Origin of the sequence: Antrihabitans auranticaus, from assembly GCF_016481275.1 — a bacterium.
In the GTDB taxonomy this organism is placed as follows: domain Bacteria; phylum Actinomycetota; class Actinomycetes; order Mycobacteriales; family Mycobacteriaceae; genus Antrihabitans.
In genome coordinates this window covers 21,995-45,476 of sequence record NZ_JAEMNW010000007.1, presented here as the reverse complement: position 1 = coordinate 45,476, position 23,482 = coordinate 21,995, and the positions used below count along the sequence as shown (strand labels likewise).

20 protein-coding genes are annotated in these 23,482 nt (G+C 64.2%); 6 read left to right on the top strand and 14 right to left on the bottom strand.

Annotated features, from left to right (window positions below; genetic code table 11):
- Positions 1–33 precede the first annotated feature (33 nt).
- The 5 genes from JGU72_RS24370 to JGU72_RS24350 all read right to left on the bottom strand — a co-directional run bounded on the left by JGU72_RS24370 (position 34) and on the right by JGU72_RS24350 (position 3,940).
- Complete coding sequence (locus tag JGU72_RS24370) at positions 34–189, bottom strand: DUF6131 family protein (RefSeq protein WP_199686699.1); 156 nt, start codon at positions 187–189, stop codon at positions 34–36.
- 138 nt (positions 190–327) lie between these two features.
- The gene (locus tag JGU72_RS24365) at positions 328–1,194 is read right to left on the bottom strand and encodes a CHAD domain-containing protein (protein WP_199686698.1); all 867 of its coding nucleotides are present in this window, start codon (positions 1,192–1,194) and stop codon (positions 328–330) included.
- An 8-nt stretch (positions 1,195–1,202) separates the two neighbouring features.
- Positions 1,203–2,294: a glutamate--cysteine ligase 2 gene (locus JGU72_RS24360; protein WP_199686697.1), complete on the bottom strand. Its 1,092-nt coding sequence runs from the start codon at positions 2,292–2,294 to the stop codon at positions 1,203–1,205.
- 86 nt (positions 2,295–2,380) lie between these two features.
- The gene (gene mbp1, locus JGU72_RS24355) at positions 2,381–2,623 is read right to left on the bottom strand and encodes a microaggregate-binding protein 1 (protein WP_199686696.1); all 243 of its coding nucleotides are present in this window, start codon (positions 2,621–2,623) and stop codon (positions 2,381–2,383) included.
- 81 nt (positions 2,624–2,704) lie between these two features.
- Positions 2,705–3,940 (bottom strand): S1C family serine protease, encoded by a 1,236-nt coding sequence (locus tag JGU72_RS24350; protein ID WP_199686695.1) that lies wholly within the window; start codon positions 3,938–3,940, stop codon positions 2,705–2,707.
- A gap of 231 nt (positions 3,941–4,171) precedes the next feature.
- Here JGU72_RS24350 and JGU72_RS24345 point away from each other — a divergent pair, with 231 nt between their 5' ends.
- A complete protein-coding gene (locus tag JGU72_RS24345; RefSeq protein ID WP_199686694.1) occupies positions 4,172–4,606 on the top strand; it encodes an ATP-binding protein in 435 nt (144 codons plus the stop codon).
- On the top strand, positions 4,603–5,391 hold the full coding sequence (locus tag JGU72_RS24340; protein WP_199686693.1) for a SigB/SigF/SigG family RNA polymerase sigma factor: 789 nt from the start codon (positions 4,603–4,605) through the stop codon (positions 5,389–5,391). Before JGU72_RS24345 ends, JGU72_RS24340 begins: the two co-directional genes overlap by 4 nt.
- 25 nt (positions 5,392–5,416) lie before the next feature.
- On the opposite strand, the gene JGU72_RS24335 is transcribed toward JGU72_RS24340, so the two are convergent.
- Positions 5,417–6,457: an NAD(P)-dependent alcohol dehydrogenase gene (locus JGU72_RS24335; protein WP_199686692.1), complete on the bottom strand. Its 1,041-nt coding sequence runs from the start codon at positions 6,455–6,457 to the stop codon at positions 5,417–5,419.
- Between the two features lie 37 nt (positions 6,458–6,494).
- Positions 6,495–8,144: a serine/threonine-protein kinase gene (locus JGU72_RS24330; RefSeq protein WP_199686691.1), complete on the bottom strand. Its 1,650-nt coding sequence runs from the start codon at positions 8,142–8,144 to the stop codon at positions 6,495–6,497.
- A gap of 125 nt (positions 8,145–8,269) precedes the next feature.
- Here JGU72_RS24330 and JGU72_RS24325 point away from each other — a divergent pair, with 125 nt between their 5' ends.
- Positions 8,270–8,755 (top strand): limonene-1,2-epoxide hydrolase family protein, encoded by a 486-nt coding sequence (locus tag JGU72_RS24325; protein ID WP_199686690.1) that lies wholly within the window; start codon positions 8,270–8,272, stop codon positions 8,753–8,755.
- Here JGU72_RS24325 and metE read toward each other — a convergent pair.
- From metE to aceA, 3 genes are all read right to left on the bottom strand, one after another.
- Positions 8,747–11,071 carry a 5-methyltetrahydropteroyltriglutamate--homocysteine S-methyltransferase gene (gene metE, locus JGU72_RS24320; protein WP_199686689.1) on the bottom strand — a complete coding sequence of 775 codons (2,325 nt, stop codon included), beginning with the start codon at positions 11,069–11,071 and terminating at the stop codon, positions 8,747–8,749. The two genes, JGU72_RS24325 and metE, sit on opposite strands and share 9 nt — an antisense overlap.
- Before the next feature lie 72 nt (positions 11,072–11,143).
- Entirely contained in the window at positions 11,144–12,034 is an 891-nt protein-coding gene (locus JGU72_RS24315) for a 3-hydroxybutyryl-CoA dehydrogenase (protein WP_199686688.1), read from the bottom strand.
- Positions 12,035–12,081: 47 nt separating this feature from the next.
- Positions 12,082–13,374, bottom strand: a complete 1,293-nt coding sequence (aceA, locus tag JGU72_RS24310) for an isocitrate lyase (RefSeq protein WP_199686687.1) — start codon at positions 13,372–13,374, stop codon at positions 12,082–12,084.
- A gap of 729 nt (positions 13,375–14,103) precedes the next feature.
- Between aceA and JGU72_RS24305 the strand changes: the two genes are divergently transcribed.
- Both JGU72_RS24305 and JGU72_RS24300 read left to right on the top strand, forming a co-directional pair.
- Positions 14,104–15,516 carry an HNH endonuclease signature motif containing protein gene (locus tag JGU72_RS24305; protein ID WP_199686686.1) on the top strand — a complete coding sequence of 471 codons (1,413 nt, stop codon included), beginning with the start codon at positions 14,104–14,106 and terminating at the stop codon, positions 15,514–15,516.
- Positions 15,517–15,638: 122 nt separating this feature from the next.
- Positions 15,639–17,633, top strand: a complete 1,995-nt coding sequence (locus JGU72_RS24300) for a serine/threonine-protein kinase (RefSeq protein ID WP_199686685.1) — start codon at positions 15,639–15,641, stop codon at positions 17,631–17,633.
- Position 17,634: 1 nt separating this feature from the next.
- Here JGU72_RS24300 and JGU72_RS24295 read toward each other — a convergent pair whose 3' ends face one another.
- From JGU72_RS24295 to JGU72_RS24280, 4 genes are read right to left on the bottom strand one after another with little or no spacing between them, the layout of a single operon-like run.
- Complete coding sequence (locus JGU72_RS24295) at positions 17,635–18,462, bottom strand: carbohydrate ABC transporter permease (protein WP_199686684.1); 828 nt, start codon at positions 18,460–18,462, stop codon at positions 17,635–17,637.
- A gap of 5 nt (positions 18,463–18,467) precedes the next feature.
- On the bottom strand, positions 18,468–19,373 hold the full coding sequence (locus JGU72_RS24290; RefSeq protein ID WP_307828586.1) for a carbohydrate ABC transporter permease: 906 nt from the start codon (positions 19,371–19,373) through the stop codon (positions 18,468–18,470).
- Complete coding sequence (locus JGU72_RS24285) at positions 19,374–20,648, bottom strand: extracellular solute-binding protein (protein ID WP_307828585.1); 1,275 nt, start codon at positions 20,646–20,648, stop codon at positions 19,374–19,376.
- A gap of 37 nt (positions 20,649–20,685) precedes the next feature.
- Entirely contained in the window at positions 20,686–21,936 is a 1,251-nt protein-coding gene (locus JGU72_RS24280) for a lipase family protein (protein ID WP_199686683.1), read from the bottom strand.
- A 129-nt stretch (positions 21,937–22,065) separates the two neighbouring features.
- Between JGU72_RS24280 and ramB the strand changes: the two genes are divergently transcribed.
- Positions 22,066–23,475: an acetate metabolism transcriptional regulator RamB gene (gene ramB, locus JGU72_RS24275; RefSeq protein WP_199686682.1), complete on the top strand. Its 1,410-nt coding sequence runs from the start codon at positions 22,066–22,068 to the stop codon at positions 23,473–23,475.
- The last annotated feature ends 7 nt before the right edge of the window (positions 23,476–23,482 follow it).

Below are 23,482 nucleotides of genomic sequence, written 5' to 3'. Positions count from 1 at the left end.
CCTCAGTGTGGTCGAACCTCGGTGCGGTCCAACTCAGTAGTAATGCGCTCGACCGCCGACCGCGCGGCCGGTGGAACCGAGTACGGCAAGAATTGCGCCGACAACGACGAGAATGATCCCGACAGTCGTCAGGATGGATATGCCGAATATGAATCCGGCAAGGACTAGAACCAGGCCGAGAATGATCATCGTGCACCTCACTCGAATTGGCCGAACACCGTCGTCCGGCCTGTTCCTGGTTTACCCGGAATAACTTCCTGGTAAACCCGGCACCCCCTGAGAAACGTTGCTGCTCAGGAATTCTCGATCGGGTATTCACAACTCCCTTCAGCGAAAGCTGCGGCGGATCACTTTGGCTCTCGCGAGGTGCGCGGCGCGGCGCTGACCGGCATACAGGAGCCCGTAGGTGAACCCGTTCTCGCCGGGTGCGGTGCCGGCGCGCACCGCCAGTGTCCGGATCAGCTCGGCGGAGACGACGCTGTCGTGATGTTCGCCGAGAATACGCTGAACCTTCTTGTGGCTCTTCATCGTCGACCGTGCGCGCTTGCCGAACACGGGCACTGCGAGCTCGGCGGCGTAGCGTGCGCGCTTGGCCGACTTGCGGGCGCGGTGCATTTCTTCCTCGGAATCCGGCGCCTCGATCGCGCCCCATAAACGTTTGCGCGCCTTGCGAGATGCTTTCTCTACGCGCTTGCGCAACCGCTTCTTTCCGACGCCGCGAGTGGCGAACCGGGGTTCGGTTTCCCAGGCGCGCAGCGCGGCCATCAGGTTCTCGTATCTGTCGTCGGTTCGAGCGTCGGCGGCGTCGGCCAATGCCTCGGCCTCGGCAGCGGACAGGTCCTGCCGAATGCGGTTGACGACAGGCCCGAGCACGAGCTCCGGCGGTATCTCCTCGATCGCTGCCACTAGGCGCTTGCGCTGCACCTGCGCATCCCGTGCGCGCCCCAATATGTCTGCGTACCAGCGCAATTCCAAGTCGAGATGCTTCGTCGCAGCAGTATCGAACAGCGGCTGCAGTGTGCGCAGCGTGCTACGCAGTCGCCTGATCGCCACACGGGTGGCGTGGACCGCGTCTTCGCCGAGGCGCAGGGCCATCTCGCCGGCGAAGATCTTGTCGATCTGCTCGCCGAGGTAGTCACCTATCACGCTCCGCGGGGTGCTCGATTTCTTCGCGGGTTGTTCGATGACGGTCATTCAAGTCCTCACAAGTTGGTCGCGTGCGCGCAGGCGTCGACAACATCGGCGATCGCACCGCGCTCACGCAGGGCATTTCGTTGGGTTACTGCGCCGTTGCCTCTGGCAAGCACCGAGTCGAGCAGTTCTGTCGTCTCCTGGTATTCGCCGAGGTCTTCGAGTGCGGGTCTGACATGGTCGACGAGGGTGCGGACCATGTCGGCAGCCGGGATTACGCGTCCTGCCAAGGCGTCGATCGCGTCACCCGTGAGGCCGTCGTGCGCTGCCTTCCAGTACGCCACGCGCAGGATTTCTGCTGCGACGTGCGGGCCGTCCTCCCCGTCGTCGATCTGCCGCATCGCGGTGATCACGGCGGCCCGCACCAGCGTGGCCAGCAGCACGGTCTCGTCGACGGTCGCCGGCACATCGCTGACTCTGACTTCGACGGTCGGCAGGTGCGTCGAAAGTCGTACGTCCCAATAGATCATCCGGTCGTCGACGATCGCTCCACTGGCGAGCATCATTTCGACGATCGCACGGTGGTGGTCGGCATCCCGCAGGTAGGGCGGCGGGCCGGCGCTCGGCCATCGCGACCAGAGCACCGAACGCCAACTCGCATATCCGGTGTCGACTCCCCGGTACACCGCCGAATTCGCTGTCAGCGCAAGCAGGGTCGGCAGCCACGGCCGCAGGTGATTGCTGACGCGGATCGCCACCTCGACATCGGGTATCTCGACATGAACGTGACATCCGCAAATGCCCTGTTCGCGGGCGATCGCCCCGAAACGCTCGTCGATGCGCCGGTAGCGGGGTGTGTCCGTGACAGGAAATTCGTCGTGTTCATCGGGCGGAACCGCGACTGCCAATGCCCGGACACCGACTGTCTCCGCCGCTTTCACCACTGTCTTGCGAAGGTCGACGAGCTGCTTGCGCAACTGCGCGGCGCTGGTCGCAACCGGCGAGGTGGTCTCGACCTGGCAGGTCGTCAACTCGAGCTGAAGCTCGACCCCGGTGTCCGCGGCCGCGGCAGCGACCTCCTTGTTGCGGGGCGCCGGATAACCGGACTGCGGGTGGACAAGGAGGAACTCCTCCTCCACACCCACGGTCGGCAAATCACTCATGCCTTCCGGTTACCCGGAAAATCGCCCCGCTACGCGAAGATGGCCCCACCTCTCGGTGGGGCCATCGACTCGCTCGGAAGTATCTGTCAGCGATTCTGCTCCGCGCGCTGGCGCTCTTCGTCCACCTTCGCCTCGCCGCGGGCCTTCTCCGCTTGGGCTTCGCGCTTTGCGGCCTCTAGCTGCGATTCGGCCTTGTCCTGCTGTGCCTGGCCTTCGCGAGCGAGGTCGTCACGGCCGAGCACACTACCGGCAGCTTCCTTGGCTTTACCCTTGACGCCTTCGACGACGCCTCGGATGCCTTCCTGGGGACCGCTGTTTTCGTTTGCCACTTAGTTACACCTCCGTGTTGGTTGCTTGCAGCAGAGCGTTACCCGAGGCGTATCGGTGCCAAACCTGCACGTGCGGAACAGCTAGTTCGGCGGACCGTCGGCCAACGTCACCGAGACGATCCGCGAGGCGCCTGCCTCGTCGGTCACTGCAAGCCGAAGCGCGTCACCTGGCGTGCGTCCGTTCAACTCGATCCGCAGTGCCGTCGAAGAATCGATCGGCTGCTCGTCGACCGCTGTGATCACGTCGCCGCTACGTAGCCCCGCCTCGTACGCGGGCGTCCCGTAAATTGCCACTTCGACGCGCGCGCCTCGGTCATCGTTGCTGACCAGCGCACCGAGCGTCGCCGTTGGACCGATATGCACGGTGTCGGTCCGCTGACCTGACCGGATCTGCGCGACGATCTGCATCGCCTGATCGATCGGGACCGCGTATGCCTGCGTGGGCTCGACCGGTTCGACCGGCCCACTGCCGGGAACCGCTGTCGGAGTGGTCGATTCGATATTCTCGGCCTCCGGATTCAGCGAGGCCGCTGTGATCACGCCCACCACTTCGCCGGTGCTGTTCACGAGAGCGCCGCCCGATTGCCCAGCCCGGACTTCGGCTTCGATCTCGATGAGATCGTTGAGTACCTTCCGCGAATAGTCGGATTCGTTGCGCGCGACGATCGAACCGTCCAGGTCCGTCGTTCTGCCCGGCGAGACGGTCGGCGTGCCGCCGACCCCACCGGCGTTGCCGATCGCGACCACCTCGTCGCCTACGTCGACCGTCTCGGAATCACCGATGCGCGCGGCGGGCAGGTCCGCAGCGTTGACGAGTTGCAGCAGTGCGATGTCGTGGCTGCTGTCGTAGCCGACGGGCGTGGCGTCGTAGATCAGGCCGTTCCCGACATCGGTGACGCTGATGGTCACCGCACCCTTGATGACGTGGTGGCTGGTCAGCACTTGACCGTCCGGGGTCAGCATGATGCCGGTACCGGCGCCTTCCAGTTCCAGCGGCCCCACTGTGACGTTGATGTTGACGATCGTGGGGTTGACAGCTGCCGCAACAGCATTCACGTCGAGCGGCGGCTTGGGTACCTCGACCGGCAGCGCGCCGCGGGCGTCGGACGTCGAGCCCGGCCTGCCGTCGAAGAGCTTTCCAAGATCCCACTGGTCCGACGCCAGCCCGAGGCCGCCGACCACGCCGGCGAGAACGAGAACTGTCACGATTACCCGGGCGAAGCCACCCGATCGCGGTTCGGGCTGGATTCGTTGCGGTCCGACACGTTGCGGCGGCACCCACATGCGACCCACGTCAGGTCGCTCCTCGCCGTCCATGCTGGTTCCGCCTACTTCTCCGCGCTACGTTTCCTGGTCAAGTGATTACAGCCTATGACTCCGGCACACGCGACGCCGAGAAACGTTTGCCGACCGAAGTTTCGGGTATTGCGGTTCTAGGCGTCCACACAGACTCGCTACTGTGCAAGAAAGCAGAGCACCCTCTGCGAATCCCGAAAGGCGAACTATGCAACTGTTCGGAAGACCGAGCCGACGCCAGATGGAGGAGTGATGGCGAAAGTCGAGGCGATCGATCCGATCCAGAATCAATCGCCGCCCGCGGTCGAGTTGCTTGTCCGCGCGGACGCTTCGCAGTTGTCGATAATTCGCGCTGTCTCGGCCGCGATCGCGGGCCAGGCAGATTTCGATCTCGATTCCATCGCGGACGTCCGGCTCGCAATGGACGAGGCGTGTTCGATCCTGATCCTGCGCGCACTCGAGGGCACCACACTGTCCTGCCGCTTCCAGTCGACGCCGGAGGAGTTGCGTGTCACCATCAATGCCCAAGTCTCGGAATTGGATACGACCAGCCAGCGGTCGTTCGGCTGGCACGTTCTGAATACGCTGACCGACTCCATCGTGATGACACGAGACGCCGATCCGGAGCAGGCGAACGGAATCGTCGCCACCATCGAGTTCACCAAGACCAAAGTCAGCGACGCGTGAGACCGAGCGGGGACTCCAATTCCTCGTCACGTACATCCGACGACTACGCGGATGTGACGGCGACTTTCCAAGAGCTGCAAGCCCTGGAACCCGGTGATTCGCGGCGCGATCAACTCATCGAGAAACTCGTGGTTCGGTGCCTTCCGCTTGCCGAGCACATTGCGCGCCGCTTCGACGGCCGCGGCGAAGCGCACGACGACCTCGTTCAGGTCGCCCGGCTCGGGCTGGTCAATGCGGTGAATCGGTTCGATGTCAGTCGGGGCTCGGACTTCGTGTCGTTCGCGGTCCCGACGATCATGGGTGAGGTCCGGCGCCACTTCCGTGACACCGGCTGGGCGGTTCGGGTGCCGCGTCGGATGAAGGAACTGCACCTTTCGTTGAGCAAGGCGATCGGCGACCTGTCACAGACCCTCGGTCGGCCACCGACAGTCAAGGAACTCTCGAAGGTTCTCGAAATCGATCCTGACGAAGTTGCGCAGGGCATCGTCGCAGGCAACGCGTACCAGACGGTTTCCGTCGACAGTACGGTCGGCAATCGGTCCGGCGAGCTGCCGCTTGTGGAAACGCTCGGCGATTACGACTCCGCGCTCGAGAACGTCGAAAACCACGAAGCGCTGCGGCCACTGCTCGCCGCACTACCCGAGCGCGAGCGCGCCGTCCTGCTCTACCGCTTCTTCGGCAACATGACACAAACCCAGATCGCTGAGAAGCTGGGCATATCGCAGATGCACGTTTCCCGCCTGCTCGGCAGGACCCTCGCGCAACTACGCCAGCAGTTGGAGTGACAGCTCAGAAGGTCGCCGCGTCAGCTCAGAAGGTCGCCGCGTCGATGACGAAGCGGTAGCGCACGCGGCTCGCGACCACACGTTCGTAGGCCTCATCGATCCTGTCGGCGGAGATTGTCTCTATCTCCGCACCGATGCCGCGCTCAGCGCAGAAGTCGAGCATTTCCTGCGTCTGCGGGAGTCCGCCCACCATCGATCCCGCGATGCTGCGCCGATTTGCCGCCAACGAGAACGCACGCATCTGGAGCGGTTTCTCCGGCAATCCCAGCTCGACGAGCGTGCCGTTGATTGCGAGCATCGACAGGTACGCGTCGAGATCCAGGTTCACCGACACCGTGTTGATGATCAGGTCGAACCGACTTCGCAGTTCCTTGAACGTCTTCCGGTCGCTGGTCGCGTAATAGTGCTGCGCACCAAAGCGTTTGCCGTCTTCCTCCTTGCTCAACGATTGGCTCAGGACCGTGACTTCGGCGCCGAGTGCATTGGCGATCTTCACACCGACGTGGCCGAGCCCACCCATACCGATGATCGCAACCTGCTTGCCGGGTCCGGCATTCCAATGCTTGAGCGGCGAGTACAGCGTGATGCCGGCGCACAGCAGCGGGGCGGCGACGTCGAGTTCCAGACCGTCCGGAATCGAAAGTACGAAGGATTCGGTGACGACGACGTGCGTCGAGTACCCGCCCTGCGTGTACGACCCGTCGGGAAGCGGCGAGTTATAGGTTGCGACAACGCGTTTGGTGCAGTACTGCTCCTCGCCCGCCACGCAGGCTACGCACTGACCGCAGGAATCGACGAAGCAGCCGACGCCGACCCTGTCACCGACCTTGTACTTCTCGACAGCGGACCCGGTCTCGGCGACGATCCCCACGATCTCGTGGCCAGGCACGCACGGGTAGGACGTGCCCTTCCATTCGTTTCGCGCCGTGTGAATGTCGGAGTGACAGATACCCGCGTACTTGATCTCGATCAGTACGTCTTTCGGGCCGAGCTCGCGACGATCGATCGTCAGTTTCTCGAACTTCGAATCGGGACCGGAAACGCCGTATGCGGCTGCGCTGACCATATATACATGCCTACCCGCGCATGTCTGCGAAGGCAATTCACCGACGTTTCGCGGCGTCTCCCGGCTGGTTCCGCATCCGCGCGACAGCGTGCGCGACGACCGTGACGACCTCGTCCAATCCGCTCACATACGCCCAGTAGTTCGGGTGCGGACCGCGCAGTGCCGCCGCGATCGCATCTATGCGCGCCCACTGGGTGTCGAGCAGCGCGCTCCAATCCTGGGCAATCCCGAGGTTGGCCGCGAGCATCTGTGCGTCCCGAATCCGGAAACGTGCGGCGTCCAGCCGCGCACGGGGGTTGGCGCGCACTTCACGCAGCAGCAACAGCCGCGCGGTGACCGCGTCGACGTGCCGCTCAGCGGCCGTCAGATGCGCGCGGACCGCGCGGGTCAACCCCAGCGCGGCATCGGCGTCACCGGCTGCGAGGGCCGCTGCAGCGCGCGCAAGCAACGCGTCGGCCTCCCCGATCTGCCGCCTGCTCGACCGGTCGTTGCCCGCCAGATCTTCCGAGCTTGCGGCGCTGAACTCACGCAACAACGCCGAATAGGCGGGTGGCAGGCGCTCGGCGCGTGTCTGCACAGCTTCCAGCCGCGTCCGCACGGATGAGATTGCGTCCCGCGCGCGGCGAACCCGCACCTCTCGGGGTTCGGTGTTCTCCACCGCCGGTGCGGGGGCGGCGATCGTCGGCTCGAGCCTGCGCGCGCGCTCCCGCAGCGTCGGTCCTGGCGACGGTGGCGGTTCTGGTGTTTCCAGCGGTTCGGGTGACACCGCCGGTTCGGGTGTTTGCGCCGGCTCGGTGCGGTGGGCAAGGTCGACGTTCGTTGCTGCTGCCGCGAGGGTCGGGCGCAACGCCGCGATGGCCGCATCGGCCAGCTCGCCGCACGTCCTGTAGCGGTCCTCGGGCTTCTTTGCGAGCGCGATCTCGACGACCGCGTCGAACGCCGCCGGGAGGTCCGGGCGAATTTTGCTCGGCTGCGGAATCGCTGCCTGCACGTGGCCGTACCACAGTTGGTGCAGGGTGTTTCCCGGGTACGGCGGCCGACCGGTCAACAGGCGAAACAGCGTGCAGCCCAACGCGTACACGTCGATCCGGCCATCGAGGTCCTGGTCGCCGAACTGCTCGGGAGCCGCGTACGGCAGGCTCGCGACCATCGTCCCACTGGTGGTCAGGTCCGACGATTCCGATAACGCCTTCGCTATTCCGAAATCGGCGAGCAGAACTCGCTCGCGCCGTCCGGAACCGCGTCGTTCGAGCAAGATGTTGGCGGGCTTGACGTCGCGGTGCAGCACGCCCAGTTCGTGCGCGTAATCGAGTGCTTCAGCCGTCTCAGTGACGATGTAGACGGCGCGCGCTGGATCCACCGGGCCGTTTTCGAGCAGATGTTCGGCGTCGGCGCCGACGACGTATCGCATCGCCATCCACAATTGCTCGCCGACCCGTCCGCGGTCTTCGACGGCGACGATATTCGGATGCTCGAGGCGTGCCGCGTGCTCGGCTTCCTGTTCGAAGCGCATGCGTACGTACCGGTCTGTGGTCATCCCGGGGTGCAGGAGCTTGAGTGCCACACGTTTGGGCAGCCGCGGGTGCATCGCGAGGTACACGGCGCCCATGCCGCCACTCCCCAGCAACCGCTCGATCCGGTAACCCGCGAACACAGAACCGGGTCGGAGGCTGTCTGCCGAACTCATTGCCTCACCCCCAGTCGATTACGGACTGCGACCAACGGCGTCCCGCGCCAGCATACCGATGTCGGATACTGTCATATCTGAATGCGAGCCTGATCCAAGGGCGGCGCTGACGATGGGAGTGAGCCGTGGAAGACAGCGGTCTCGACGGAAGAACCGGTCCTACGCTCGATCCGAATGTCCGGATGGGCGAAACCCTCGAAGTCGAAGTGGTTCGCGCATTCTTGCGCTCGCTGCAACGCCTCGACCCGGATGCTGCAGCAGGCCTGCTCGCCGAACAGTTCGTGCTGTCCCACTCGGGGCTGCCGACGGTTCGCGGGCGCGGTGCGTTCCGGCATGGTTTCGGGTTGCTCGCAAGCCTGGTCACCCGATTCGACATCGTGAGCCTCGAAATCGCGGGCAACGGTGAAACTGTGCTCACGGCTCGTCGGGAACTGGTCAAGATCGGACCGCTCGAAATGCTGATCTGGGCGTGCGGCCGTTTCGAGGTCCGCAGCGGCGAGATCGTCGCGATGCGGGACTACTTCGACTGGGGGAACATCGTTTTCGCGGGTCTGCGCGGAATCGTCGGCGTCGTCGCACCACCGTTACGCCCCAGCCGCCGCCTACCCTGATGTGCCGGCGGCCGCTTCTTTGGCCGCACGGCGGCGCAGTCGACGTGCTGCAGCGACGAGGTTGCGCAGCGATGGTTCCAGCTGCCAATGGTGCCGCGTCTTGAGGCCGCCGTCCGGGTTCGCCCACAGCCGATCGATGTCGACCGCATCCGCGGCCAAACTCAGCAACTCGTCCAGCTCGTCGATGTCAGGAATCCGCGCGGAACGACTCTCGTAGACACCCGGTCCGACACCGCGGGTGAGACCCTCGCCCTCCGATACGTCACCCTTCAACGCCTCGAGTACCCACTTGATGGATCGGGTCGCAACGATGGCGGTGACGTCGGCGTCGAGCTGTTCGATGGCATCGACGACGATCTGCAATCCCGAGTAGCCGATGTGGGTGTGGATCTGCGTCTCGGGCTTCACACCGGAGGTCGCCAGCTTGAACGCGGCAACAGCCCAGCGCAGGTACTCGTCGCGGCCTTTTTCGCGTAGCGGCAACAACTCCCGGATCGCCGGCTCGTCGACCTGGATGATGCCGATGCCGGCCCTTTCGAGGTCGATGACCTCGTCGCGGATGGCAAACGCGACCTGGTCAGCTGTTTCGTACAGCGGCTGATCCTGGCGGACGAACGAGCGCGCAAGCATCGTGACGGGTCCCGTCACCATGCCCTTCACCGGTTTGTCGGTCAACGATTGGGCGTAGGTGAGCCAATCGACGGTCATCGGCTTCGGCCGTGCGACATCGGCGTACAGAATCGGGGGCCGGACGCAGCGGGAACCGTAGACCTGCACCCACCCGTTGCGAGTCGTCGCGAAACCGTCGAGCAGCTCGGCGAAGTACTGGATCATGTCGTTGCGCTCGTGCTCGCCGTGGACCAGGACGTCGAGCCCGATGTCTTCCTGCACGCGGATCGTCGCTTCGATCTCGGCTTCGATGAACTTGCAGTACTCCTCGTAGTCGAGGCGGCCCTGCCCGAGTTCGTAGCGCGCCTGCTTGACCTTCGCCGTCTGCGGAAACGAGCCGAGCGTCGTCGCGGGAACGAGCGGCAGGTTCAGCTTCGCTTGCTGAGCAGCCTTGCGCACCTCGTACGGCTCGCGTTCGCGCATGTCCGGCGTTGTCGCGTAAACTCGTTGGCGCACAGCATGTTTCTGCTTGAAGTGCACTTCGGTGGGACGTTTCCGCCACTTCTCCGACGGTCCCTCGGTCAGCGCCTTGGCGAGCGACACGACCTCGGTCGTCTTCTGCTTCGCAAACGCGAGACGGTCCGCAACGTTGCCGTCGATGTCGTATTCGACGAGGACGTCGTACGGGACGTGCAGCAGTGTGCACCCAGTCGACACGACGAGGTCGGGGCAGACCTTCGCAAGCTCGTTGAGGTAGGTGAGCGTGACGAACCGGTCCGCGCGCCACACGTTGCGGCCACTGATCACGCCCGCGTACAAACGTTTGCGTGTGATGCCCGGAACCTTGGCGAGGTCTTCGGGCTTGATTCGGTAGGAGGCAAGATCCAGCCCGATGGCCTCGACCTTCGACGCGGCAAGGATCGGTAGCGCTGCACCGAAATCGCCGTATTGGCCGGTGACGAGCATCCGTGGCCGCAGCCCCGACGTAGACAGACGCGTGTACGCGCTCTCGAAGGCGGCGAGGTCCGCGGGTGTGCGATCGCTCGTGAAAGACGGTTCGTCGAGCTGGACGCAGGTCGCGTTGCGCTTGGCCAGGAGTTCGAACAATGCCTCGTACTGCGGGAGCAGTTTGTCGAGGAGGTCCAGTGGCGTGAAGTCCGGATCGGTCTCGGTGGGGCTGACCTTCGACAGCAGCAACAGCGAAACCGGCCCCAGCACAACCGGTCGCAGTTCGATGCCGCGGACCTTGGCACGGTCCAGCTCGTCGAGAAGCGCATCCGCGTGGAGCGAGAACTCCATGTCCGCGTGCAGCTCCGGCTGGCGGTAGTGGTAGTTCGTACCGAAGAACTTCACGAGCTCGAGCGGCGGAAAATCCTCACGTCCGCGAGCCATCGTGAAATAGAAATCGAGCGGATCCAGCTCTCCCGCAAGCGGTTCGAAGCGCTGCGGCACGGCGCCGAACAACAGTGCGTCGTCGAGAACGTGATCGTAGAAAGAGAATGTGTTGCCCGGCACCTGGGTGATGCCGGTGGCGGCGAGTTCGCTGATCGCGGATTCCTGCAGGTCTTTACCGACCTCGAGCAATTCTTCGCGAGAAACGCTTCCGTGCCAGTAGCCCTCGAGCGCGCGCTTGAGTTCGCGATGCGGTCCGATGCGTGGGTATCCCAGAACGCTCGAGCCGTATCCGTCGGCGCCTCTGCTGGCCACTGACAACCTCCCTAGCGCTGCGCGCTTGTGCGCGGTTAGCGAGTCTATAGACTCGCCAACCGCGCACGAGGGCTATGCCCCTTTACGACCGTTCTTGTTTTCGTACTTGTAGAAACCCGCGCCGGACTTCTTGCCGACGAGACCGGCCTCGACCATACGCATGAGAAGCGGTGGGGCAGAGTACAAAGGCTCCTTGAACTCCGCGTACATCGAGTCGGCGATCGACTTGACCGTGTCGAGTCCGACGAGGTCTGTGAGCGCCAACGGACCCATCGGGTGCGCAAGGCCGAGAACGATGGCCTTGTCGACGTCTTCCTTTGTGGCGAAACCCGACTCGACCATGCGAATGGCCGAGAGCAGGTACGGCACCAGCAACGCGTTGACAACGAAGCCCGACCTGTCGGCCGAACGGATGACCTGCTTGCCGAGCACCTCGCCGGCGAACTTCTCAGCGCGCTCGGAAACCGAGGTACTCGTCTTCAACGTGGTCACCAATTCCACCAACGGCAGGACCGGTACCGGGTTGAAGAAGTGCATCCCGATGACGCGTTCGGGCTGCTTGGTGGCGATGCCGATCTTCATGATCGGGATCGAGGACGTGTTCGACGCCAACACCGCGTCGGGGTCGGTCACGACCTCGTCGAGTTCACGGAAGATCGCCGTCTTCACGTTTTCGTCCTCGAGCACCGCCTCCACCACGAGCTGCCGGTCGGCAAAATCCGCGAGGTCGGACGTGAAGCGAAGCCGCCAGGCAGCTTGCTCACGTTCCCGCTCGGTGATCTTGCCGCTGCTGACACCGCGGTCGAGCGAACGCAAGATGCGCGAACGCCCTGCCGCGGCCAGCTCACGGGTCTGCTCGAACACGAGCACGTCGATGTGTGCTCGCGCGCAAACCTCGGCGATCCCGGCGCCCATCTGTCCGGCGCCAATCACGCCGACCCGTTGAATCTTTTCGCTGGTCAAGTCAGCTCCTGTTGGTCTTGTGGGTGGAGGCGGGTCGAGATCGCGACCTAGTGGAACTGGCCCTCTTCGGTGGAGCCCTTCAGCGCCGCCGTCGAGGTGTTCGGATCGACAGTGGTGGCGACGGTGTCGAAGTAGCCGGCACCGACCTCACGCTGGTGCTTGACGGCGGTGAAGCCACGCTCGGCTGCTGCCTTGAACTCGCGCTCCTGCAGGTCGACGAAGGCGGTCATACCCTCGCGGGCATAGCCGTAGGCCAGGTCGAATGCGGCGTAGTTGAGCGAGTGGAAACCGGCCAGCGTGATGAACTGGAACTTGAAGCCCATGGCCGCAAGCTCACGCTGGAACTTCGCGATGGTCGCGTCGTCCAGGTGTGCCTTCCAGTTGAAGGACGGGCTGCAGTTGTACGAGAGCAGCTGATCCGGGAAGTCGGCCTTGACGCTCTCGGCGAACTTGCGCGCGACCTCGAGGTCCGGCACGCCGGTCTCCATCCAGATGAGGTCGGAGTACGGCGCGTAGGCCTTGGCGCGAGCGATGCAGGGCTCGATGCCGTTCTTGATGCCGAAGAAGCCTTCGGCGGTGCGGGTGCCATCGAGGAACGGCTTGTCGCGGTCGTCGACGTCGGTGGTGAGCAGCGTCGCAGCCTCGGCGTCGGTGCGCGCAATGACGACCGTCGGCACGCCGGCGACGTCGGCAGCCAGACGCGCCGAGGTCAGCGTGCGGATGTGCTGCTGGGTCGGGATGAGCACCTTGCCACCGAGGTGACCGCACTTCTTCTCCGACGCGAGCTGATCCTCCCAGTGAGTACCGGCGGCACCCGCTGCGATCATGGCCTTCTGCAGCTCGTAGACGTTGAGCGCGCCACCGAAGCCGGCTTCACCGTCGGCGACGATCGGGACGAGCCAGTTGTCGACAGAGGTGTCGCCCTCGACCTTGGCGATCTCGTCGGCGCGCAGCAGCGCGTTGTTGATACGACGAACGACGTTCGGCACCGAGTTGGCCGGGTAGAGGCTCTGGTCCGGGTAGGTGTGGCCGGAGAGGTTCGCATCACCGGCGACCTGCCAACCCGACAGGTAGATCGCGCGAAGGCCGGCACGGACGGCCTGGACGGCCTGGTTGCCCGTCAGCGCGCCGAGCGCGTGGATGTAATCGTCTTCCTTGTTGACGCCTTCCCACAGGATCTCGGCGCCGCGGCGAGCGAGCGTGTGCTCTTCGACAACGCTGCCCTGCAGCTGCACGACCTGCTCTGCGGTGTAGTCGCGGGTGATTCCCTTCCAGCGCGGGTTGGTGTCCCAATCCTTCTGGATCTCTTCGGCGGTCTTCGGGGTGCCGGTTGTCGACATCTACTCCACTCTCTTTCGTGTGATCTGCCTGCCCGGCCCTCTTGCGCCGTGGCGGGCTTTCGCAGCTTTGCGAGGCATAACGTGCGTACTGTTTAAGACTGGCACAGCTAAAAAGTGCCGTCTACCTGTTGCGAATGCCAATCTTCGCTAGCTTCTCAGACCGCCTTGCTAATTCTGCAAATTTGCCGTTGCAGACGCAGGCCACAGCTGTAACCGCGCGTTCCGGAAAAATACCGGCTGAACTCGCGGTTTGCGCCAACCCAACAGAACGCCCGTACTGCAAACCGGACAGCCGCTTCAGCGCGAGTACAAGGCTTGACTGCGCCCATTTGTGGCGAGGCTCACATAGTGCCCGGAGGCAGGGTTTGCGAGACGGTTCGCCGAGTCCCGAACTCGCGAGCCGCGATGTACAAACCTCTCCCGCCCCTCCCGTCGGTCGACCCGGGCCATGGGCTACAGAACGGCACTTAGGGCGACGGCGCGGCTCTCCAGGTCCGCGGCATCGGCGCCAAGTGCTCGCGGACCTACCAGTCGCCCAAGAGGGTTGCCATGCCCCCCGCCGATCGACCCGAGCCATGGGCGACAGAACAGCACTAGCGTCGGAGGGCGAGAGTCGCCCGGAAGTCGGCCTCACGAGCGTGGCCGCTGGGCCGCCGCAGGCTGACTTCGCGGAAGTTTCGGTCGATGTAACCCTAGCTATATCAACAGGTTTCGAATAGAATAGCAAATATGTTCGAACAGTTGCTGCAGGCACTCACCGGAGCCGGGTTACCCGACCCCGCAACCGCGCCGACCCCAGCACTGGTCGACACCGCCACGTCCCTGCACCGGTTCGAGGCCGCCGTGTCCGCCCGCACACATGCCTACGCGGCGGCGGTGTTTCAACGCTGCCTCGACGAGGCCCCCACCGATCCTGATCCGGTGTCGACGATCGACCCCTGGGACGCCGCGGAAGCCGAGCTGTCGGCTGCGTTGACGATCACCTCGGCGGGGGCATCCGCGTTGATCGACATCGGGCACAACCTGATCACCCGGTTACCGAACGTGTGGGCCGCGTTCGCCCGCGGTGATCTGGATCTGTACCGGGTGAAGATCATCGTCAACGCCACCCGCAATGTCGCCGAGGAGCACCTCAAAGAGGTCGAACGCCGCATCCTGGCCGCCGCGCTGGACGGTCGGGCACCGTTGACCAGTCACCGCCTGCGCGGTGTCGTGGACAGAGTGATCGCGCAGGTCGATGCCGACGGGTTGCGGACCCGACGCGAAGCCGCCACCAAGCAGCGCCATGTGTGGATCGGACCCGGACAGGACGGGATGGCCGAACTGGCCGGGTCGTTGCCGGCGGCGGATGCGATGTTCCTGTCCGGTCGGATCGGGGAAATGGCGAAAACGGTGTGCAAACAGGACCCGCGAACCTTTCCGGCCCGCAAGGCGGATGCGTTGATCGCCCTGTCCAAAGGCGAGTCCCACCTGGCCTGCGAATGCGGGCGCGAAGCCTGCCCGGTGGTCGGCGGTGCATCGAAGGTGGCACGCAAAGCGTTGGTGCACGTCATCGCCACCCGCGCCACCGTTAACGGGACGAGTGAGCAGCCGGGCTGGTTGGACGGGTTCGGGATCATCGACGCCGACCAAGTCCGTGCTATCGCCGAGGATGCGATCGTGCGGCCACTCACCACCCCCGACGAGAAGACCACCGACTCCTACACACCCACCGAACAGGTGCAGGACTATGTGCGCGCGTTGTGGGGGTCGTGCATGTTCCCCAACTGCGACGTACCGGCATGGGACTGCGACCTGGATCATCGCGACCCGTACAACCACGACAACCCAGCAACCGGCGGTCGAACAACAGCCGAGAATTTGGGTCCGTTCTGCCGCAAACACCACCGCGGCAAAACCTTCGGCGGGTGGGACCTCACCAAAGGCGAGGACGGGACACTGTCGATCACCTCCCCGCACGGCAAAACCTATCCGGTCGCGGAAACCGGGCCGATCCCACTCCTGGGTGGGACCGAACCCGACCGCCCGATGCCCGACACGGCACCGGACCCGAAGCGATACACCAGAATCCAGCAACACGAAGCCCGCGCCCGCAGCGAACGAGCCCTAAACGAGGGCGACTACGAACCGCCACCCTTCTAGCGAACCCAAGCCCGCTCAGCCCGTCACCACCACGGTGACGGGCCAGAAAGGCGTGCCGACTTCCGAATGGCAGGGGGCGTTAAGCGTCATACTCGAAGCCAAGGATCGCGGGAGGGACTCGGGTGCAGGCAAACACTCATTTCGGCCACTACCTGCTGGAGCGGCTGCTGGGTGCGGGTGGCATGGGCCAGGTTTGGCTGGCGTTCGATACTCAGACCGAACGACAAGTCGCGGTCAAAGTCCTGCCACCAGCTTTTTCACACGACGAGGATTACCGGCAGCGTTTCCTGCGCGAAGCAAAGGTCGCGGCGGCACTCCGCGAGCCGCACATCGTCCCGATCCACAGCTTCGGCACGATCGACGACCAGCTCTACATCGACATGGCGTACATCGAGGGCCGCGACGTCGGGTCGCTCCTCAAGGAAGGCCCGCTGCCCGTACCCAAGGCCGTCGACATCATCGCGCAAACCGGTGACGCCCTCGACGCGGCGCACGAAGCCGGCCTGGTCCACCGCGACGTCAAACCGTCGAATCTGCTGCTCACCCACCGCAAGGGTTTCGTCTACCTGATCGACTTCGGGATTGCGTTCGGTACCCAGCAGACCCGATTGACCGGGTCGGGGCTCTCCGTCGGCACCCTCGAATACATGGCGCCGGAGCGGTTCGTAGGAACCTTCGATGCCAGCGTCGATGTCTACGCCCTGGCGTGCGTGCTCTATCACTGCCTGACCGGCAGACCGCCGTTCGGCAACACCACTCCCGAGCGGCAGATGCACGGCCACATCGGGCAACCACCTCCTCGACCCAGCGCAGCGAACTCCGCCGTGCCTGTCGCGCTCGACGCGGTTATTGCGCGCGGAATGGCGAAGAAGCCGCGAGACCGTTACGCGACGGCGGGTGACCTGGGCGAGGCTGCGCGGGCTGCGCTCGTAGCGGCGCCGCCAAGGATGATGGCTGACGACGAAGAGCCGACAGTTCCTGCGCCGGCTCCCGCACTTCCCCGGCCGGCACCGTCCCGAGTGCTACCACCGCCGGGAACCCGTGTCGCGCGGCCCATGGTCACCCCGCCTATCGCCCCACCGCGCCCCGAGCGCAACCGGGGCCGCTGGGTGATCTTCGCGGCTCTCGTGGGCGTCGTCCTGCTCGTCTCGGCGGCGGTGGCATACATCTACAGCACCAGGACCACGTCGACCGATAACGCCGGCAGCTCTGACGTATCCACCACTACCGCGCCGATCGGGCCGCCGTCGCACACCGCGACCGTCGACGTCGGCGACCACCCGATCGGCATCAGCATCGATTCGGCGGCGCAGCGCGCGTACGTCACGAACATCAGCGACGGGTCCGTATCGGTCATCGACGTCGACCAGCTCGCCGTGGTGTCGACGATTCGAGTAGGCACCGAGCCGGCGGGCATCGCGGTCGATCCGGCGGCACGCAAGCTGTACGTCGTGAACTCGGCCGACGGAAACGTTTCCGTTGTCGATTCGAGCAGCGGCGTTGTTCTCGGCTCTGTCGATGTGGGCAACAATCCGTGGGACATTGCGGTCGATCCCGCCACCCACACCGCGTACGTCGCGAACCAGGACGACGGCACGGTGTCGATCATCGAAGGCGATCGCGTGGTGGACACCGTCACTGTTGGAGCGAATCCTATTGTTCCGCAGATCGATCCGGACACCCGCGTCGTGTACGTATCCAACCTGAACGATGCTTCAGTCTCCGTTATCGACATGGCGAGTCGCGACGTTGTCGACACCATCCAGGTCGGCAACGAGCCCAACGGAATCGCGATCGACCCCGCGACGCGCACCGCATTCGTCACCAATCGCGCCGACGGAACGATCTCGGTCTTCGATACCGCAACTCGCGAGGTCATCGACACTGTCGACGTCGGAGGTCGGCCCGTCGCGGTCGCCATCGACCCAACCGCCCACACCGCTTACATCTCTGGCGACAGAAACGAATGGTTGACCACAGTCGACACCGCGACCAGAAAAGTCACCGGCAGCTACGGATTCGCCGACTCCCCGGTCGGAGTAGCCGTCGACTTACCTACCCACCGTGCATTCGTGAACAGCTACGAAGACGGAACGGTGTCGGTCGTCAGCCGCTGACCTACTTGACACTTCCCGCGGTGAGCCCCGCGACCAGGCGCTTCTCGATCAGGGCGAACAGGATCACTACCGGAACGATGCTCACCGTCGAAATCGCGAACACGTACTGCCACGCCGTCTGGTATTGCCCGATGAACTTCGTCAACGCCACCGAAAGCGGTTGATTGTCAGGCGTGTTCAAGATGACGAGGCTCGCGGCGAACTCGTTCCAGCACGCGACAAGGGTGAAAATGGTTGCTGTGACTACGCCGGGCCACACGAGCGGCAGGCTCACTTTGACGAGGATTTGCCACCTGTTCAGCCCGTCCAGTCGGGCCGCTTCTTCGATCTCGACCGGAATCGTCGCAAAGAAGCTGTGCAGAATCCACACCGCGAACGACAGATTGAAAGCCGCGTTGACGAGGATCATCGCGAGCCAGGTATCCGAAATATCCAGCGCGAGCATTTCTTTGATCAAACCGACGACGAGCACGGTCGGCTGGACCATCTGCGTGATCAACACCAACCCGAGAAACGCCAACCGGCCCGGGAACCGACGACGCGCCGAATAGTACGCCGCCGGAACTGCCACGAGCAGCACCAGCACGGTCGCGCACAGCGATATCACGACCGTGCTGATCAGGTTGTGCTGCAACGGAGTTTCCGGTGTGGACCACATGTCGACGTAGTTCTGCGGCTGCCAGGTGTCCGGAATGTACGACGGCGGGACCCGCAGGATCTCGGCCTGCGTCTTCAGCGACCCCAGCACCATCACGATGAAAGGGATCAAGAAGAGCAGCGCCAGCATGATTCCGACGACCGTCAGATCCCAGCGCCGTCGGTTGCGCATCCGCGTCACCGATCCACCGCCCGCAGCGGCTTCACCGCGATGACGTAGATCGCGATCACCCCGAGGATCAGCGCGAAGTTCACCACGCTCAACGCCGCGGCCGTGTCGATCTTGCCGTCCACGCGGATGAACTTGAACGTCAATGTTGTTGTGGTGTCCGCCTTGTAGCCCGCGATCCCGCCGGTCAGCACCTGCAGAATCGGCAGCGAATTGAACACGTTGATGATGTTCACGATCGTTGCCACTGCGATTGCCGGTCGCAGCTGTGGCAGGACGACGAACCGGTACCGCTGCCAGGCGTTCGCGCCGTCGACGCGGGATGCCTCGATGACCTCGCCCGGAATGGATTGCAGCCCAGCCAAGATCGTGTACGCGGTGAACGGGATGGACACGAACACGCCGACCACGATCGCGAGTACGAACGCTGCCCGCGGCTCGCCGATGAAGGTGAATCCCTCGTCGATCAGGCCCAGATCGAGCAGCAACTGGTTGACGAGACCGAACTCGCCGAGCATGTAATAGAAGATCGTCGTCGTCATCACCACCGATGCCGCCCACGGCACCAGGACCGCAAGCCGCACCAGCTTGCGGCCTGGGAAGTCCTTGTTCAAGAACTGGGCAAGCGCCATCGACAAGACCAGCGTGATACCGACGACGGCGACCACCCAGATCACCGTGTTGGTCAGCACAAGCGCGAGCCCGCGGGTGTCTGCGAGATTCGAGAAGTTGTCGAAACCCGCACTCCCCTGGTCTTTCCCGTACCGGTTCAGGTCACGCGTCGACGTCCAGAACAGAAAGCCGACCGGGAATACGACGATTGCGCCGATGAGAAGGACGACCGGCGCGATCCATGGCAGCGCGGCGACGAAGTCCTTGCTTCGCCGCCGCGATTGCAGTCCAGAATCCGACACCTAGTTGCCGGCGTTCGCCGCGTCCTCGACGGTTCCGAGGACCCCGGCAGGGCTTTCACCCTGCCCGAGCGTGCCCATGTTCTGTTTGAGTGCGCCTTGCGCCGCAGCCCAATTCGGGTTGTTGCTCGGGTAGAACTTCGCGGCGGGAAGCGTCTCGAGGAACGGTTTGATAACCGGTTCGTCGGCCAGCACTGCACCCGCGCTGACCGTGCACGGAATGAAGTTCTCCGTCTTGACGAAATTGGCGTAGACGTCTGTCGCGTAGAAGTAGTCGAGGAAGGCCTTGATCGCGTCGGCCTTCGAGCCGTCCTTCTCGAACGCCATCAGATGGTCCGCGACCCCGAGCGTTACCGGTTCGCCGGACTTCGTCGGTGTCGGTGCTGTGCCGTAATTGAGTCCTGGATTGCCGGCCGCGATGAGTCCTACCGTCGGTGGGTGCGCCTCGATCATGCCGATCTTGCCCTGAATGAAGTTGTTGATGACGTCTTTCCGGTCGGTGGAACCGGGATTGGGCTGCGTGACGTTCGCGTCGATCATCGTCTCGATCTGCTCGACGCCCGCCAGGTTCTCCGGGGTGTCGATCGTCAGCTCGGTCTCGTCGCCCCACGACCCGCCGGCGCCGAACGTCCAGATCGACGTCTCGGCCTGCGCCTCCTCGTTGCCCAGCGGCAGACCGTAACCCGCGATGCCGTTGCCGAGCGCACTGATCTTCTGCGCGGCGGCCAGCAACTCGTCCCAGGTCTTCGGCGGCGCCGTCACGCCGGCCTGCTCGAAGAGGTCTTTGTTGTAGAAGAGCGTGCGCGTCGACGCAGCGATCGGCAGACCGTACTGCGTGCCGTCGAGCGATGCGTTCTTCGCGAATCCGGGCTGGAAGTCGTCTAGAACGCTCTGCGACACCACGTCCTTGGCCTCGTAGAGCTGGCCGTCCTTCGCGAAGTCGGCGTACGCATCGATATTCAGCACGTCGGGAGTGGTTGATTCGGACTGCAGCTTCGTCCGCAGAACGTCGTTGATGTTGTCCCACGACTGCATTTCGAGCACGACGTCGACGTTGGGATTCTTCGCTTCGAAGTCCGCAATAATGCTGTCCCACAGGGCTTTCGTGCCATCGGCGCCGTCGCGGTAGGTCGGCGCGAGGAAGCTGACCGTCGTCTTCCCCGAATCGTCACCGCCGGAGTCGCTGTCCGATCCCCCGAATCCGCATGCCGTCATCGAAAGCGCAGCGGTCGTCAGCAGGGCAAGACAGCCCATTACTCTCTTGGATGGTCGATTCACGTGCTGATTTTGCTGTGCGGCCTGCGACACGTCAAGGTCAACCGTTGAAGCGACTGCACCCCGGCGCACTCGGCCTGCCGGCCAACCGATCGTCCATCCAGCCGATCGCGGCGGGCAGACCCGACACCGCGACGATCAGATGTTCGCCGACGAGTTCGGCAAGTTGAACGCTCGCGCCCCGAGCACACCAGTCGTTGTAGAGCCGCTGCGCGCCCTCGGTCGGAATCCAGATGTCTTGTCTGCCTTGGTAAAGAAACACCGGAGCCCGCGGCGCCTCGCCGCCCATCCGGGTAGCTGCCATGACCTCCCGTGCAACCGGTGAGTTGACGACGTTCGGCACATCCGACAGCGCCTCGACCGGTATGGGCGCGACCAACCCCGCCGGCGCCAGTGCCGTCAGGCACCAGTCCTTCGCCATCATCCCGAGTCGCCAACCGTTGTCGTTGAGTAGGCCGAACAACTCGGGGTACTCGCGAGCCACGCCCAGCGTCGCACCGAGAAACACGCCCGAGGCGGCGTTGCGGCCGTTCATCGAACCCAGCAGCATCGCGTAATCGACTGGCGCTCCGCCCATTACCGCGCCGACGAGGTTCAGTTCCGGAGCGTAGGAGGGTGCCAGTTCCGCCCCCCAGCCCGCTGCGATGGCTCCGCCGGAGTAGCCACTCAACGCAATCGGTGACGCCGGTGACAGACCCAGCCACGGCGCGTTCACCGCCGCTCGCAACGCGTCCAGCACAGCGTGACCAGAGATTCGGCCGCCGGCGTAGGACTGCCGCGGACCCTGATGATCCGTGACGACGACGGCGTAGTTGCGTGAAAGCAGCATGTTTATCGGGACGAGCTCGATTTCGGTGCCGCGCTGCAACGTCGTCGAAGGTACGCAGTCGAGACCCAGAGAGTCGATCGCCGTGTTGTAACCGACGACCGGTCGCGGGCCACCCCCAGGCCACGGTGCGAGCGGGACCAGCACCGTCGTCGCGACCGGGATGGGATTGCCCTTCGAGTCGTTGGACCGCACCAGCAGCTGCGTGGACGCTGCCGGCGTGAGCAGGGGTCCCGCGGCGACCGGCCGCACCTTCAGGACAGCTCCGGGCGGAGCGTTCTCGAACCCCGGCGGCGCGAACATGAACGGATCGCCGGTCGGCGTCGGCAGCAATGCAGCCGGATCGTGGCTCGGATTCATCAGGTCGCCGATCGGATCGGCGGACCCGGCCGGCGCCGCCGCAACAACGATCGCCAATACCGCGACCAAGATCGCCATAGTCCGGCGAATTCCGGCACCCGTCATCTCGACCTCCAGAACTGTGGAACTAAGCGTAGAGCTGCACAGCATGCTGCGGACTGGAACTGCGGCATTCGTCAGCTAAATTTGCGAACGCGATGTTCGCAAGGCGGAACAAGCCCGTACGCTGGCCTTATGTCCAAGACCTTTGTCGGAGCTCGGTTGAGACAACTGCGCACCGAGCGCGGCATGAGCCAGGTCGCGCTTGCGCAGGCGCTCGAAATTTCGGCGAGTTACCTGAATCAGATCGAGCACGACGTCCGACCGCTGACCGTTCCCGTGCTACTGCGAATCAGCGAGGTCTTCGGCGTCGACACCACGTTCTTCTCGTCGCAGGACGACACCCGGTTGATCGCCGAACTGCAGGAGGTTGCGCTCGACCAGGAAATGGGGATCAGCTCGGACGCGCAAGAGATCGCCGAGATGGTCCAGAGCCACCCGAGCCTCGCCCGCGCGATGGTCAACATGCATCGCCGCTACCGCAACACCACCGCCCAACTCGCTGCCGCGACCGAGGAGCGCTTTGCCGACGGGTCGGGCAGCGGATCTATCAGCAAGCCACACGAAGAGGTTCGCGACTACTTCTATCAACGCCAGAACTACCTCCACGATCTCGACAGTGCCGCAGAAGATCTCACCGCCCGAATGCGGTTTCACCGCGGCGATGTCGCCGGTGAAATTGCACGCCGGCTGACCCGAACCCACGACGTGCAGATCGTCGAACGGATCGATCTCGGCGCAAATGTGTTGCACCGCTACGACCCTGAGAATCGGGTCCTCGAGATTTCACCGCACCTCTCCGGCGGCCAGAAGATCTTCAAGTTCGCCGCAGAGCTCGCCTATCTGGAATGCGGCGACCTGCTCGACAAGTTGGTCAGCGAGGGCAACTTCACCTCCGACGCGTCACGCAAGCTGGCGCTGCTCGGCTTCGCGAACTACTTCGCCGCCGCAACAGTGTTGCCGTACGGCCGATTTCATGATGTGGCCGAGGACTTCCGCTACGACATCGAGCGCCTCTCGGCCTTCTTCTCACAGAGCTACGAGACGATCTGCCACCGACTTTCGACGCTGCAGCGCCCGAAGCAGCGCGGTGTGCCCTGGTCGTTCGTTCGCGTCGACCGCGCCGGGAACATGTCGAAACGCCAGTCCGCCACGGGATTCCACTTCTCGTCGAGCGGCGGCACCTGCCCGCTGTGGAACGTCTACGAGACGTTCGCCTACCCGGGAAAGATCATGACCCAGATCGCGCAGATGCCTGACGGACGGAAGTACCTCTGGATCGCCAGGACGGTCGAGCGCCGGGCATCACGATATGGCCAGCCCGGCAAGACTTTTGCCATCGGCCTCGGCTGCGAACTGCGCCACGGGGGCCGAGTCGTCTATGCCGACGGACTCGATCTCGACGACGCCGCAGCGACACCCATCGGTGCCGGCTGCCGCGTCTGCGAACGAGCGAACTGCCCACAGCGCGCGTTCCCGCCACTAGGCAAAGATCTCGACATCAGCGAACACCGAAGTTCGGTGTCGCCGTACGTTCTTCGCTGAGTCGATC

Coding starts and splice junctions, on each gene's coding strand:
- JGU72_RS24305 (WP_199686686.1), top strand. CDS start 14,104: ATGTTCGAACAGTTGCTGCAGGCACTCACCGGAGCCGGGTTACCCGAC.
- JGU72_RS24365 (WP_199686698.1), bottom strand. CDS start 1,194: ATGACCGTCATCGAACAACCCGCGAAGAAATCGAGCACCCCGCGGAGC.
- JGU72_RS24335 (WP_199686692.1), bottom strand. CDS start 6,457: ATGGTCAGCGCAGCCGCATACGGCGTTTCCGGTCCCGATTCGAAGTTC.
- ramB (WP_199686682.1), top strand. CDS start 22,066: ATGTCCAAGACCTTTGTCGGAGCTCGGTTGAGACAACTGCGCACCGAG.
- JGU72_RS24360 (WP_199686697.1), bottom strand. CDS start 2,294: ATGAGTGATTTGCCGACCGTGGGTGTGGAGGAGGAGTTCCTCCTTGTC.
- JGU72_RS24280 (WP_199686683.1), bottom strand. CDS start 21,936: ATGACGGGTGCCGGAATTCGCCGGACTATGGCGATCTTGGTCGCGGTA.
- JGU72_RS24350 (WP_199686695.1), bottom strand. CDS start 3,940: ATGGACGGCGAGGAGCGACCTGACGTGGGTCGCATGTGGGTGCCGCCG.
- JGU72_RS24295 (WP_199686684.1), bottom strand. CDS start 18,462: ATGCGCAACCGACGGCGCTGGGATCTGACGGTCGTCGGAATCATGCTG.
- JGU72_RS24370 (WP_199686699.1), bottom strand. CDS start 189: ATGATCATTCTCGGCCTGGTTCTAGTCCTTGCCGGATTCATATTCGGC.
- JGU72_RS24330 (WP_199686691.1), bottom strand. CDS start 8,144: ATGAGTTCGGCAGACAGCCTCCGACCCGGTTCTGTGTTCGCGGGTTAC.
- aceA (WP_199686687.1), bottom strand. CDS start 13,374: ATGTCGACAACCGGCACCCCGAAGACCGCCGAAGAGATCCAGAAGGAT.
- JGU72_RS24345 (WP_199686694.1), top strand. CDS start 4,172: ATGGCGAAAGTCGAGGCGATCGATCCGATCCAGAATCAATCGCCGCCC.